A 12,810-nucleotide genomic window follows, 5' to 3' on the forward strand; every position below is an offset into this window, starting at 1 on the left:
TGATTCACCCCCCGAGAGAGAGCAAAGGAAAAGACCCCCATGGACCCCACCCTCATCCAGCGGCTCGGCGACGAGCTCTACGACGCGCTGCGCGAGCGCAGCGTCGTGGACCCGCTCACCAGCCGGCATGAAGGCATCACCATCGCCGACGCCTACGGCATCCAGCAGCGCATGATCGCGCGCCGCCTCGACGCCGGCGAGCGCATCGTCGGCAAGAAGATCGGCGTGACCTCGCGCGCCGTGATGAACATGCTGGGCGTGTTCCAGCCCGACTTCGGCTACCTGCTCGACGGCATGATCGTCGGAGAGGGCGAGTCGATCGACAGCAGCACGCTCATCCAGCCCAAGGCCGAGGGCGAGATCGCCTTTTTGCTCAAGCGCGACCTCATGGGCCCCGGCATCGGCAACGCCGACGTGCTGGCCGCCACCGAGTGCGTGATGCCCTGCTTCGAGATCGTCGATTCGCGCATTCGCGACTGGAAGATCCAGATCGCCGACACCGTGGCCGACAACGCCTCGTGCGGCGTGTTCGTGCTAGGCGACCACGCGATCGATCCACGCCGCATCGACCTGGCGACCTGCGGCATGGTGCTCGAGAAGAACGGCGAAATCATCGCCACCGGCGCGGGCGCCGCCGCGCTCGGCTCGCCGGTGAACGCGGTCGCGTGGCTGGCCAACACGCTGGGCGCGCTGGGCATCGGGCTCAAGGCGGGCGAGGTGATCCTGTCGGGCGCGCTCGCCGCGATGTTCCCCGCCAAGGCCGGCGACAACTTCCGCGTCTCGATCGGCGGCCTGGGCGGCTGCTCGGTGCGCTTCCATTGAAGGAGACAACCCCATGACGAACCCAACCAAGATCAAGTGCGCGCTGATCGGCCCCGGCAACATCGGCACCGACCTGCTCGCCAAGCTGCAGCGCAGCCCGGTGCTCGAACCCGTGTGGATGGTGGGCATCGACCCCGAGTCCGACGGCCTGAAGCGTGCCCGCGAGATGGGCCTGAAGACCACGGCCGAGGGCGTGGACGGCCTGCTGCCGCATGTGAAGGCCGATGGCGTGCAGATCGCTTTCGACGCCACCAGCGCCTACGTGCATGCGGAGAACAGCGCCAAGCTCAATGCCCTGGGCGTGCTCATGATCGACCTGACGCCTGCAGCCATCGGCCCGTTCTGCGTGCCGCCGGTCAACCTCAAGAGCCTGCTCATGGCGGGCGGTGCGCGGCCGGCCAACGTCAACATGGTCACCTGCGGCGGGCAGGCCACCATCCCGATGGTGGCGGCGGTGTCGCGCGTGCAACCCGTGGCCTACGGCGAGATCGTGGCCACCGTGTCCAGCCGCTCGGTCGGCCCGGGCACGCGCAAGAACATCGACGAGTTCACGCGCACCACGGCCGGTGCGGTCGAGCGCGTGGGCGGTGCGGCCAAGGGCAAGGCGGTCATCATCGTCAATCCGGCCGAGCCGCCGCTGATCATGCGCGACACGGTGCACTGCCTCACCGAAGGCCCGCCCGACGAGGCGCGCATCACGGCCTCGGTGCACGAGATGATGGCCGAGGTGCGCAAGTACGTGCCGGGCTACAGGCTCGTGAACGGGCCCGTGTTCGACGGCAACCGCGTGTCGATCTACCTAGAGGTGGAAGGCCTGGGCGACTACCTGCCCAAGTACGCCGGCAACCTCGACATCATGACCGCCGCCGCGGCGCGCACGGCCGAAATGTTCGCCGAAGCGATGCTCGCCAGCCTCCCGCAACCCGAGCCCGCCGTGGCCTAGGAGCACACCCATGACCACCCCAACGCACACGAACCTGAAGGGCCGCCGCGTCACCCTGCACGACATGACGCTGCGCGACGGCATGCACCCCAAGCGCCACCTGGTGACGCTCGAACAGATGAAGCACATCGCCAGCGGGCTCGACGAAGCGGGCGTGCCGCTGATCGAAGTGACACACGGCGACGGCCTGGGCGGCAGCTCGGTCAACTACGGCTTTCCCGCACACTCCGACGAGGAATACTTGGGCGCCGTGATCCCGCTGATGAAGCAGGCCAAGGTGTCGGCCCTGCTGATTCCTGGTATCGGCACCGTGGACCACCTGCGCATGGCACACGGGCTGGGCGTGCACACCGTGCGTGTGGCCACGCACTGCACTGAAGCCGACGTGTCCGAGCAGCACATCGCCATGGCGCGCCGGCTCGACATGGACACGGTGGGCTTTCTCATGATGGCCCACATGGCCTCGCCCGAAATGCTCGTGCGCCAGGCGCTGCTCATGGAAGGCTACGGCGCTAACTGCATCTACGTCACCGACTCGGCGGGCTACATGCTGCCGGACGACGTCACGGCACGCATCGGCGCGGTGCGCGCGGCACTCAAGGCCGACACCGAGCTGGGCTTCCATGGCCACCACAATCTCGCGATGGGCGTGGCCAACTCGGTCGCGGCCGTTGCGGCCGGCGCCAACCGCATCGATGCCGCTGCCGCAGGTCTAGGCGCGGGCGCGGGCAACACGCCGATGGAGGTGTTCGTGGCGGTGTGCGACCGCATGGGCATCGAGACCGGCGTCGATGTGTTCCGCATCCAGGACGTGGCCGAGGACCGCGTCGTCCCCATCATGGACCACGTGATCCGCGTCGACCGCGACTCACTCACGCTGGGATACGCGGGCGTGTACTCGAGCTTCCTGCTGTTCGCCAAGCGCGCCGAGAAAAAGTACGGCGTGCCTGCGCGAGAAATATTGGTGGAACTGGGCCGGCGCGGGATGGTCGGCGGCCAGGAAGACATGATCGAAGACACGGCCATCACGCTGGCCCGTGCACGCAAGGCCGTACAGCAACAAGAAGGAGTGACCGCATGAAGCTCGACAAGAACACCATCGCCGCGCTCGCCGAGCACCTGGAAACCTGCGAGCTGGAGGCACGCGACACGCCCAAGATCACCGACGAGTATCCCGAGATGGACTGGGACGACGCCTACGCGATCCAGAACGAGATTCGCCGCCGCAAGCTCGCACGTGGGCATCGCATCATCGGACTGAAGGCCGGGCTCACCTCGCACGCGAAGATGAAGCAGATGGGCGTGACCACGCCGGTCTTCGGCTTCATGGCCGACAACTATGCCGTGCCCGAAGGCGGCGAATGCAAGGTGAGCGAGCTTATCCACCCCAAGGTCGAGCCCGAGATCGCGTTCATCACCAAGCGCGCGCTCAGCGGCCCGGGCTGTCACATCGGTTCTGTGCTTGCGGCCACCGACTTTGTGCTGCCAGGTATCGAGGTGATCGACAGCCGCTACCGCGACTTCAAGTTCGATCTCAAGAGCGTGGTGGCCGACAACACCTCGGCCTCGCGCTTCGTGGTGGGCGGTCGCGCCGTGCCCGCGAGCGAGGTCGACCTGCGCACCGTCGGCATCGTGCTCGAGAAGAACGGCCAGCCCGTGGCGTTCGGTGCGGGCGCTGCCGTGCTCGGCCACCCGGCCGCGGCCGTTGCGATGCTGGCCAATCACCTGGGCGCGCGCGGCGAAGAGATCCCGGCGGGCACGTTGATTCTCTCGGGCGGCATCACCGAGGCCGTCGCCGTGCAGGCCGGCGATGCGATCACGCTGAAGGTGCAGGGCATGGGCAGCGTGGGCCTGCGCTTCGTCTGACCGGCATCAACCCCAGAAGCGCACACCACAGGAGTACACGAATGCCCTTTGCACAGATCTACCTCATCGAAGGCCGCACCGAAGAGCAGAAGCGCGCGCTGATCGAGAAAGTGACCCGCGCCATCGTTGAGGCCGTCGACGCGCCGAGAGAAAACGTGCGCGTGTGGCTGCACGACATGCCCAAGGAAAACTGGGGCATCGGTGGCGTGTCCGCCAAAGACCTCGGACGCTGAGTGGCTCGCGCCGGCGCGTCGATCAGGATCGGTTCGCCCCGCTCGGGATCTCCTCACACCACATGAACCCGGGCTCTCAACGGGCTGCCATTGATATCACCAAATTGCCAGCATCGTGGACGGTTGGGACTACGCGTGTACGAAAGCCTCCTCCGGCGATCTGCTAGCGATGACGACCTGGGTGAGGCTCGGCGGCAGAAGGCGAAGGATTTTCTTTGAATCGCCGAAATTCACGCCCATCCCCCGCTTTGGTATCGGTCCCTGGAAACGGGGGCGTGCAAAAAATGGATCAGAGGCGGGCGAGTTCCGCCACGGCAGCCGCGAACGCCTGGGGCGCCTCTTGGGGCAGGTTGTGACCGATCCCGCCGTTGGCCACGCGATGTTCGTATCTGCCTGAGAACTTCCCGGCATAGGCGCTCGCCTCCGGGTGCGGCGCACCGTTGGCATCGCCTTCGAAAGTGATCGTGGGAACGGTGATGACTGGGGCCTTGGCGAGTCGGTTCTCCAAGTCGTCGTACTTCGATTCGCCTTCGGCCAAGCCGAGTCGCCAGCGATAGTTGTGGATCACTACCGCGACATGGTCGGGATTCTCCAGGGCAGCAGAGCTGCGGTCGAAGGTGGCATCATCGAAAGCCCATTTGGGAGAAGCAATCTGCCAGATCAGCTTCGAGAAGTCGTGCCGATTCTTCTCGTAGCCGGCACGGCCGCGCTCGGTGGCGAAGTAGTACTGGTACCACCACTGAAGCTCGGCTTTTGGTGACAAAGGAGCTTTGCCCGACTCCCTGTTGCCGATCAGATAACCACTGACGGAGACCAGAGCCTTGACGCGCTCCGGCCACAAGGCTGCGAGGATGCAGGCCGTCCGAGCGCCCCAGTCGCAGCCGCCGACAGTGGCCTTCTGGATCTTCAACGCATCCATCAACGCAATGATGTCAACGGCGAGCACCGCCTGTTGGCCGTTGCGAGGCGTGTCGCTGGAAATGAACTGCGTCATGCCGTACCCGCGCACATACGGGACGATGACTCTGTACCCTTGTGAGGCCAGGACTGGCGCAACCTCGGCATAGGTATGGATGTCGTAGGGCCAGCCATGCAAAAGAAGGATCGGCGCGCCGTTGGCAGGCCCCAGTTCCGCGTAGCCGACGTTCAGCACGCCGGCCTCGATGCTCTTGAGCGGCCCGAGGCGGCTGAGCGGCGTCGACGCGACACGCGTCTGCGAAAAAGCTGGAACGCCTGCTGCGAGTTGGGAGGCAACGACACCGACTGCTGCCTTTTCCAGAAATGAGCGGCGAGGCAAATTGTTGGGATCGGACATCGGGAAATCCTGCTCAGTGAAGAATGCTTCTCCCGGGAGCGGGAGTGCGGTGCCGTGAACGGTCTGGGCTTCGCTCCATGGCGTTTGCCGAGTACACGAATCAGAAGGTCTCGCCGACCATGTCCTCGCTGCGACGCCAAAGCAGCGTGGCTGTCTCGGGGTCCAACGCGTAGGAGCGAACGCCTTCGGCAAAAGGGCTGAGAGGCCCGTCGTTCACTTCGGAGACGTGGCAGTTCTCGCAATAGCGTCCTCCCACCTCCGCCGGCGCGGCGACCAGGCCGGCCCATAGGGTGGTCGCAGCCCCTTGCGCCACACTTTTCCACTGGAATGGCGCTTGCCCCTCGGCCACGAGCGACGCGCTGATTTGCGCGATAGCCGTTTCCATGGCTTCCTGCCCCATGTGCCGTCCGAGTCCGGTGCGAATAGTTCCGGGATGGACAGCGACGGCCCGGACACCACGCCCGCGATGACGGCGGTCGAATTCCACTGCGAACAGGATGTTCGCCGTCTTTGATCGCACATACGCAAGTTGAGGCTCGTAGGCGGTGTGTTCGAAGTTCAGGTCGTCGAGGCTGAAAGGGGCGGAGCGATGGGACGCGGACGCCACGACCACGACCCTGCCGCCGTCAGCGATTCGTGCTTCCAAGCGGTTCACGAGGAGGAAGTGACCGAGATGGTTCGTACCGAACTGCGTTTCGAAGCCGTCGCGTGTGCGCCCGGCGGGCGTGGCCATGACTCCCGCATTGGCGATGATCACGTCGAAAAACGAGTGGTCCTTTCCGATACCGTCCGCACATCTGCGCACGCTCTCCAGAGACGACAGGTCGAGTTCCACCAAGTCGAAGCCTCCGCCATTCGCCGCACCCGAAAGGACGGCATTTCTGACCGCCGGAGCGTTGTGCAGATCACGCGCCGTTCCAATCACGTGCGCGCCATGCGCCACCAGTGAGCGTGCCGTTTCGACGCCGAGGCCGGATGAAACCCCCGTCAGGAGGACTCTTTTGCCTCGAAGGTCAACGCTATCAAGAACGTCGTCAGCCGTAGAACTCGCATTGAAAGTTTGATTCATCAAGTCACCCTTGAAATGATTTCGATCCATGGAGGTTGGCGCTCAATGAAACCGTGCATGTGAGTAGTTCCAGGTGTTGCCTGCAAGGAGCTGCGGGTCACTGACTCAGTGCACTCGATGCTATTGACGAGACTCGCACGCCGGTAGATGGCCAGAGTGCATCACCCTGTTGTCTCGTAGACACCAAAGATGCGAGGAAGGAGAGAAGAGCCTCTGCGGTTTGGCTCTGAGTTCGACGCCCTTGTGGCTTGGAGCGAATCTCACGGAGGAAGACGCGGGCGCAATCCCGCGTTTGTCGTCGAGCGCCTTAACAACGTTTGGCACCTTCTGACGTGCACGCCGTGCCGCAAACCTCGATGAGGGTATCGGTGGTGCGCAACCCCCTGTCGTGGCGATGAACCTGACGCTGCGCAGTGCGCAGAGACGGCTGGGCACCTGTTCTAGCGCCGTGCCATCTCCAGCAGAAGCCGGTCCAAGCCTTCTTCCGTTCCACGGATGCGCTCGGCGCGATCTTCATGACCGTCCAGGTACGTGAGCTGTTCCTTGTAGACCATGCGAGTCCCATGCTTGTGCGCCAAGAACTCGACCGTTACGAGCGACACCGACAGTCGGCGTGCGTCGAGCTGGATGTCGTAGGCGAAGACGATGCGCTGTGCGGGTTCGATATCGAAAAAGACCTTCTCGATCTGCTGGATGCGGCCATCGGGATAGGCGACTCTATGCGTTTCATGGCCGAACGGCCTGAAGTCCAAGCGGTACTCGGTTGTGTACTCGGCGTGGCAGTCGGACCAGCGGCGCTTTGCCTCGGGATCGGCCCAGGCCTGAAAAACGTCCTCGGGCGAGGCGTCGAGTTCGCGTTTGATGGCGAAGTCGGTGTGTGCGGCGGGGATGTGCTTCATGACTTGCCTTTTTGCTCGGCCAGATAGGCATCGAGTTGGTCGAATTGCGCGTGGAGCAGCGTCTTGCGCTTCGCGACCCACGATTCCATGGCATCGAACGCCTCAGGTTCGGCCGTGTAGGTGCGCACACGGCCGCTCTTTTGGGAGGCGACGAACCCGCCTTCAACAAGCACGGCGAGGTGCTTGACGGCCGAGGGGAGCGCCATGCCGAGCGTTGCGGCCAGCTCGGACACCGAGGCCGGTCCGCGGCTCAGGCGATCGAGCATGCCGCGGCGGTATGCGTCGGCAAGTGCGAAGAACATGCGGTCGAGCTGCGCGGGCTCGGCGATCGCTGCTCGCATCTCAGGCGCTCGCCGGATCGAAGAAGCGGCGCGACAGGCCGGCGCGCCCGGGATAGAACTCGAACCAGGGGCGCGCCGCATCAATGGTGGCTGCCACCGAGGGGTGGTCCATCAACCGCTCAAAGTAGGCGGCCAGCTGCACATGCTGCGCCGGCAGCGGCACGTAGGTCACTGCATAGAACAAAGCGGGCGCCGCAGCGCAGTCGGCCATGCTGAAGGCATCGCCGGCAACCCAGGTTCGCCCTTTCAGGTGGCGGTCGATGAACGCGTAGGCCGACGACAAGCCTTCTCGCGCCTTGGCTACCCCGCGTGCATCACGTTCGCCTTCGGGCCGCAGAAGGTCGGCGGTCAGCGCCTGCATTGGCGTCATCACCTGCAGGTCGAACAGGCGATCCCACAAGCGCACGTCGAGCGCGACGTCCGGGTCTTCCGGAATGAGGGTGCGGCCCGAGGCTGCATGGTGACGCTGGAGGTACTCGATGATGATGCTCGATTCGGGCACCGGCCGAAGCCGGTCCACCAGCAGCGGCATCTTGCCTGTGGGCCACAGCGCGAGGTGCGCGGCACGTTCTTCGGGGTCACCCAGGTTGAGCAACCGCTTCTCTACGTCGATCCCCAGCGCGTCGACCGCGATCAGCACCTTGTGGCAGTAGGACGAGAGCGGGTGGTAGTGCAGTGTGAGTGCGTTCATGAGGAGTTAATACTTTCCTGTTTTGGAAAGTATAGGATCGGCGGCGCACCGAATCAAGCACCGCCTCGAGGCGCGATGATGCCCAAGCTCAACGCGTGCGACGGTCCGCGCGCACGAGCTCGAGCACCGCGTCCGCAAACGCGCTCGGCGCCTCTTGCGGCAGGTTGTGCCCCGCCCCCGGTATCACGCGATGTGTGCGTGGCCCCGTGAACTTCGCCGCCTGGGCCGAACCGTCGGTCGGTGCATGGGCGCCATCGTCGCCGCCGTCCAGCGTCACCGTGCGCACCGGTATCGCAGGCAGCAAGGCCAGCTTGCGATCGATCTCGGCATAGGCCGGGTCTCCTTTGACTGCGCCGAAGCGGTGACGGAATGAATGGATTGAGATCTCGACGTGATCGGGGTTGTCGAACGATGCGGCGGTGCGGGCGAAGGTCGCGTCGTCGAAGCGCCACGTCGGCGACCATTGCTTCCAGAAGATCCGGTTGAGTTCGCGGCGGTACTTCGCGTAGCCGGCGCGTCCTCTTTCGGTCTGGAAATAGAACTGCCACCAGAGTGGAATTTCGCTGTCGGGCTTCGCGGGGATCAATGCCGTAGCCGGATCCGCGAATGCATAACCGTTGCCCGACACCAACCCTGCGCAGCGCTCGGGCCAGAGGGCGGCGACGGCACTGGCCGCCTTGCCGCCCCAGTCGTATCCCGCCAGCACGGCGCGCGGCAACGCCAATGCGTCGAGCAGCGCCAGCAGGTCTGCGCCGAACGCTGCGAATTCGCCCGAACGAAGTGTGCTTGCGTCAAGGAAGCGTGTGGGGCCGAAGCCGCGCAGATAGGGGACGATCACCCGGCAACCCGCGGCCGCCAGGATGGGGGCGACTTCTGCGTAGGCCTCGATGTCATACGGGAAGCCGTGCAGAAGCACCACCGCGGGGCCGTCCGCCGGCCCTGCTTCGTAGTAGGCGATGTTCAGGACGCCAGCATCGACGTTCTTCAGGTGCGCCAGGGCCAGGGCCGGTGATCCGATGCCCCTCGCGAATGCCACCTTGCCACCGAAGGCGAGGTTCAGCCCGGCGATGCCGGTGCCCGCCACGGCGCTGCGCAGCAGGCCGCGTCGCAGGAAGTCCACGCGATCGTTCATGCCGGATTCATCCCGTCGCTGTCGCAGCGAAACGCGGCGGCGCGTCCGGCCTTCCGGCATGCGCCTTTCAATGGGGTCACTGAATCCATCATCTGAATCTTTCCGTCGTCGGGTCGCACATGAAGTCGATGGCCTGGACCTTCGATAGGGTGCGTGTGTGGGGATATTGAAGGCCGCGTCGATCGTAGGTTCCGGCGAGGCCTGTCACTAGCCACGCGAGAGGCCGCACCGTGTTGAGCGACGGACATCAATTGGTTCGGTGGTGCGGTACGCATTCGCCAAACGCAGTCACAAGACAGCGTCGGCCCGGGTGTACTTTCCTGCCCACAACGTTTGTCGTGTGAAGGACTGTCGGTGACGCAGCAATGCCCTAACATCGCCACCCGCCGCCGATCCAGCAAGCCCCTGAGTACACGAACCATGAAGAAGTTCATCGTCGCCGCCATCACGCTCACCACGGCGTTCGTCACGTCGCTCGCAGCACATGGGCAGGATGTCCTGCTGGATCCCGACACGGGCCTGCCGGCGTCGCGGCCTTTCGATTTCCCCGCGCAGGGGCCGGCCGCACCGTTCTGGGCGAAGCGCATTGCCGGCTACTTCACGACCTCCGACGGCGTCAGGCTGCGCTACAGCGTGCTGCTGCCGAAGGCATCGGGAAGGTTCCCGGTCATCCTGAGCATCAACGGCTACGACGCCGGATCGATCGGCGGCACGCCCTACCTCCACTACAAGACGTCGATGTCCGTCGAGCTCGACCAGCGCCTCGTCGAGGCCGGCTATGCGGTGATGGGCGTCAACGCCGCGGGCAGTGGCTGTTCCACAGGCCCGCTCGAGTACACGCGTCCGCAACTCGGAAGACATGGCGCCGAAGCCGTCGAATTCGCGGCGTCGCAACCCTGGTCCGACACCAAGGTCGGCATGGTCAACTGGTCGTACGGTGGGGCGTCCCAACTGGCGACGGCGCAGCAACGCCCGCCGCACCTTCGGGCCATCGTGCCCGGCATGGTGCTGACGGACTTTCGCGATGCACTGATGCCCGGCGGCGTGCCGGCGCCCGGTTTCATCACACCCTTGCGTGGCTCCATGCGCGCGTACTGGGAGAAGGTGGTTGCGCAGACGGCCACGGAAGAGGGCGATGCGGCCTGCCTGGGGCAGATCCCGAAGAACCTCGCGGCCGAGGATGCGAACTCCGTGATGCACCTGTTCCTGGCGCATCCCCTGCGGGACGACCACATGAAGAGCTTCGACCTGGCACCGCATGCCGACCGCGTGCAGGTTCCCGTGCTGTCGCTCGAAGCGTTCCAGGACCAGGCCATCACGCCGCGCAGCGGCTACTACCAGTCCCGGCTCGATCCGGCCATGCTGTGGTCGGTGCAGACCAACGGCCGGCATGACATGTACCTGGCCTCGGATTTCCAGGCGATGGCCGTGCGATTTCTCGACCGATTCGTCAAGGGCGAGAACAACGGATTCGAACGCGACACGCCGCGCACCACCGTGTGGATGGAGACCGCCGAAGCAAGCGCGAGCGCCAATGCGCTGGAGCGACGCGTCTCTCCCAAGCCGCGCTGGGTGGTGCAACGGGGGCCGATCCGCAGCGATGACCTGTCCGTCAAGGCGTTCCACCTGGCTGCGGGCCAAGCCCTCGCCGATGCGCCTGGTTCCGGAGCCGCCGACGGCTTCGACTATCCCGGTGCCGGTGTGGTCGTCAACGACATTGCGGGAAGAAGCTTCTGGGGGCCGCTGTCCGCCGACTGGAAGACCACGGGCGTGGCCTACACCTCTACACCGTTGGGTGAAGACATGATGGTCTACGGACCGGGCAGTGCCGACCTCTGGGTCACGGCCGGTGCCGGCGACGCCGACCTGCAGGTCACCGTCACCGAACTGCGGCCCGATGGACAGGAGACGTATGTCCAGCGGGGCTGGTTGCGCTTGTCGAACCGCGCCCTGGACACTGCGCGCTCGACGCCGTTGTTGCCCATCCGGCTTGAACGCCCCGAGCAGCCAATGCCGCTGCTGCCGGGCCGGCCGGTCCTTGCCCGTGTCGAGATCCAAAAGATGGGCCACTACTTTCGCAAGGGCTCGCGACTGCGGATCTGGATCGACACGCCCGCCCAAACCGGGGGCCTGGTGTTCGACACCTTCACGCAGAAGCAGCGCCTTCATGTGCTGCACAACGCGACGTACGACTCCGTGGTGCGGCTCGGCGTACTGAAGGACGTCAAGGGGCCGGCAAGCTATCCGGCGTGCGGTGCCACGATCCTGCAGCCGTGCAGGCCGGACCCGCTGGCCACTCGCTGAGCGCGGACAGATGTCCTTGCCCTACAACCCCGCGCTCGACGGCATTCGCGCGCTGTCCATCCTCTCGGTGGTCCTGTTCCACTGCGAGGTCCCCGGTGCGCATGGCGGCTTCATCGGGCTGGACGTCTTCTTCGTCCTGTCGGGCTATCTCATCACTTCGCTGCTGACGGCGGAGCACCGCCACGGCGGCATCGAGATCGGCCGCTTCTACGCGCGCCGGGCGTTGCGGCTCTATCCGACGCTGCTGCTCATGGTGGCGGTCTACGTGGGGCTGGCCCCCATCCTCTGGCCGGCGGAAGATCGCTGGCTGTCCGCCGTGCTGGCCGCACTCTACGTCTACGACTACGCGCTGGCCTTCTGGGAGCTTGCCTACACCATCGGGCACACGTGGTCCCTCGGCGTGGAGGAGAAGTTCTACCTGCTGTGGCCGCTGGTACTGCCGCTGCTTCTGCGAACGCGGCATCCTGTCCGATGGCTTGTGTTTGCATTCCTTGCCGTGACAGCATGGCGGTACTTCGTGGCCATGAACTGGACTTGGTCGCAGGCGTATTTCCGCTTCGACACGCGGATGAGCGGAATCCTGCTCGGAGCCATTGCGGCGCTGACCCATTTCAAGGTATCGAAGCATGTGCTTGCGATGGCTAGCGTGGCGCTGCTGGTCCTCATGGCCCTGCCTTCGCTGCCGACGAGTCACCAGACCGAGGCGGTCACGCTGAGCATCACGTTGGCCGAGTTGTCCGCGTTCGTGCTGATCTGCTACGCCGCTGAGCACGGAAGAGCGAAGTTTCTCGCCTCGGCGCCCATGGTCTACATCGGCCGGCTGTCCTACGGTATCTACCTCTGGCATTTCCCGTTGGCGCTGCTGCTGCGCGATACGCAGCCGTTGTGGATCACGCTGAGCGCGACCCTTGCGTTCTCGTTCACGATGGCCGCCGTCTGCCTGCATCTGGTGGACACGCCTCTGAAGCGATGGCGCCAGAAGGCATGGCCGCAGGTCCGGAGCACCGCGTGATCGTCCGGCATTGATCCCGCAACGGGACCAGCGCGCGTCCCTGCGCGGACCTACCGCAGCGACGCAGCCCTTCCTACGATGAAAGCCTCGAGCATCGACGTGCTCGCCGACACCGGAAGCCACTACCGGATGGATGAAATGGAAGCGCTCTACACCTAAGACCTCGGCTTCCTGGTACTGACG

At 65.0% G+C, this 12,810-nt stretch carries 13 protein-coding genes; 7 read left to right on the forward strand and 6 right to left on the reverse strand.

Features of this window, described 5'->3' with window-relative positions; all coding sequences use genetic code 11:
• Nucleotides 1–39 precede the first annotated feature (39 nt).
• The 5 genes from dmpE to IG196_RS08150 are packed head-to-tail and all read left to right on the forward strand — an operon-like array spanning nucleotide 40 to nucleotide 3,864.
• The gene (gene dmpE, locus IG196_RS08130; protein ID WP_192195729.1) at nucleotides 40–822 is read left to right on the forward strand and encodes a 2-oxopent-4-enoate hydratase; all 783 of its coding nucleotides are present in this window, start codon (nucleotides 40–42) and stop codon (nucleotides 820–822) included.
• Nucleotides 823–835: 13 nt separating this feature from the next.
• A complete protein-coding gene (locus tag IG196_RS08135; RefSeq protein WP_192195730.1) occupies nucleotides 836–1,765 on the forward strand; it encodes an acetaldehyde dehydrogenase (acetylating) in 930 nt (309 codons plus the stop codon).
• 10 nt (nucleotides 1,766–1,775) lie between these two features.
• Nucleotides 1,776–2,846: a 4-hydroxy-2-oxovalerate aldolase gene (gene dmpG, locus IG196_RS08140; RefSeq protein ID WP_192195731.1), complete on the forward strand. Its 1,071-nt coding sequence runs from the start codon at nucleotides 1,776–1,778 to the stop codon at nucleotides 2,844–2,846.
• Entirely contained in the window at nucleotides 2,843–3,631 is a 789-nt protein-coding gene (gene dmpH, locus IG196_RS08145) for a 2-oxo-3-hexenedioate decarboxylase (RefSeq protein ID WP_192195732.1), read from the forward strand. The genes dmpG and dmpH overlap by 4 nt, the downstream gene beginning before the upstream one ends.
• Before the next feature lie 5 nt (nucleotides 3,632–3,636).
• Nucleotides 3,637–3,864, forward strand: a complete 228-nt coding sequence (locus IG196_RS08150) for a 2-hydroxymuconate tautomerase (RefSeq protein WP_225617068.1) — start codon at nucleotides 3,637–3,639, stop codon at nucleotides 3,862–3,864.
• 289 nt (nucleotides 3,865–4,153) lie between these two features.
• Here the strand turns inward: IG196_RS08150 and IG196_RS08155 are convergent, their stop codons facing one another.
• The 6 genes from IG196_RS08155 to IG196_RS08180 all read right to left on the reverse strand — a co-directional run bounded on the left by IG196_RS08155 (nucleotide 4,154) and on the right by IG196_RS08180 (nucleotide 9,311).
• Nucleotides 4,154–5,179, reverse strand: a complete 1,026-nt coding sequence (locus IG196_RS08155) for an alpha/beta fold hydrolase (RefSeq protein ID WP_192195733.1) — start codon at nucleotides 5,177–5,179, stop codon at nucleotides 4,154–4,156.
• A gap of 100 nt (nucleotides 5,180–5,279) precedes the next feature.
• On the reverse strand, nucleotides 5,280–6,248 hold the full coding sequence (locus IG196_RS08160; RefSeq protein WP_192196946.1) for an SDR family NAD(P)-dependent oxidoreductase: 969 nt from the start codon (nucleotides 6,246–6,248) through the stop codon (nucleotides 5,280–5,282).
• 440 nt (nucleotides 6,249–6,688) lie between these two features.
• Complete coding sequence (locus IG196_RS08165; protein ID WP_192195734.1) at nucleotides 6,689–7,147, reverse strand: SRPBCC domain-containing protein; 459 nt, start codon at nucleotides 7,145–7,147, stop codon at nucleotides 6,689–6,691.
• Entirely contained in the window at nucleotides 7,144–7,488 is a 345-nt protein-coding gene (locus IG196_RS08170) for an ArsR/SmtB family transcription factor (protein ID WP_162587716.1), read from the reverse strand. The genes IG196_RS08165 and IG196_RS08170 overlap by 4 nt, the downstream gene beginning before the upstream one ends.
• 1 nt (nucleotide 7,489) lies before the next feature.
• Nucleotides 7,490–8,179 (reverse strand): glutathione S-transferase family protein, encoded by a 690-nt coding sequence (locus IG196_RS08175; RefSeq protein WP_192195735.1) that lies wholly within the window; start codon nucleotides 8,177–8,179, stop codon nucleotides 7,490–7,492.
• A gap of 88 nt (nucleotides 8,180–8,267) precedes the next feature.
• Nucleotides 8,268–9,311 (reverse strand): alpha/beta fold hydrolase, encoded by a 1,044-nt coding sequence (locus IG196_RS08180; protein WP_192195736.1) that lies wholly within the window; start codon nucleotides 9,309–9,311, stop codon nucleotides 8,268–8,270.
• Between the two features lie 420 nt (nucleotides 9,312–9,731).
• On the opposite strand from IG196_RS08180, the gene IG196_RS08185 reads away from it, so the two are divergent.
• On the forward strand, nucleotides 9,732–11,615 hold the full coding sequence (locus tag IG196_RS08185) for a CocE/NonD family hydrolase (protein ID WP_192195737.1): 1,884 nt from the start codon (nucleotides 9,732–9,734) through the stop codon (nucleotides 11,613–11,615).
• Nucleotides 11,616–11,625: 10 nt separating this feature from the next.
• Nucleotides 11,626–12,627 carry an acyltransferase family protein gene (locus IG196_RS08190; protein ID WP_192195738.1) on the forward strand — a complete coding sequence of 334 codons (1,002 nt, stop codon included), beginning with the start codon at nucleotides 11,626–11,628 and terminating at the stop codon, nucleotides 12,625–12,627.
• The last annotated feature ends 183 nt before the right edge of the window (nucleotides 12,628–12,810 follow it).

The organism is Variovorax sp. 38R (assembly GCF_014843395.1).
GTDB lineage: Bacteria > Pseudomonadota > Gammaproteobacteria > Burkholderiales > Burkholderiaceae_C > Variovorax > Variovorax paradoxus_H.

Coding starts and splice junctions, on each gene's coding strand:
- IG196_RS08155 (WP_192195733.1), bottom strand. CDS start 5,179: ATGTCCGATCCCAACAATTTGCCTCGCCGCTCATTTCTGGAAAAGGCA.
- IG196_RS08170 (WP_162587716.1), bottom strand. CDS start 7,488: ATGCGAGCAGCGATCGCCGAGCCCGCGCAGCTCGACCGCATGTTCTTC.
- IG196_RS08190 (WP_192195738.1), top strand. CDS start 11,626: ATGTCCTTGCCCTACAACCCCGCGCTCGACGGCATTCGCGCGCTGTCC.
- IG196_RS08165 (WP_192195734.1), bottom strand. CDS start 7,147: ATGAAGCACATCCCCGCCGCACACACCGACTTCGCCATCAAACGCGAA.
- IG196_RS08135 (WP_192195730.1), top strand. CDS start 836: ATGACGAACCCAACCAAGATCAAGTGCGCGCTGATCGGCCCCGGCAAC.
- dmpE (WP_192195729.1), top strand. CDS start 40: ATGGACCCCACCCTCATCCAGCGGCTCGGCGACGAGCTCTACGACGCG.
- IG196_RS08175 (WP_192195735.1), bottom strand. CDS start 8,179: ATGAACGCACTCACACTGCACTACCACCCGCTCTCGTCCTACTGCCAC.
- IG196_RS08180 (WP_192195736.1), bottom strand. CDS start 9,311: ATGAACGATCGCGTGGACTTCCTGCGACGCGGCCTGCTGCGCAGCGCC.
- dmpH (WP_192195732.1), top strand. CDS start 2,843: ATGAAGCTCGACAAGAACACCATCGCCGCGCTCGCCGAGCACCTGGAA.
- IG196_RS08160 (WP_192196946.1), bottom strand. CDS start 6,248: ATGAATCAAACTTTCAATGCGAGTTCTACGGCTGACGACGTTCTTGAT.
- dmpG (WP_192195731.1), top strand. CDS start 1,776: ATGACCACCCCAACGCACACGAACCTGAAGGGCCGCCGCGTCACCCTG.
- IG196_RS08185 (WP_192195737.1), top strand. CDS start 9,732: ATGAAGAAGTTCATCGTCGCCGCCATCACGCTCACCACGGCGTTCGTC.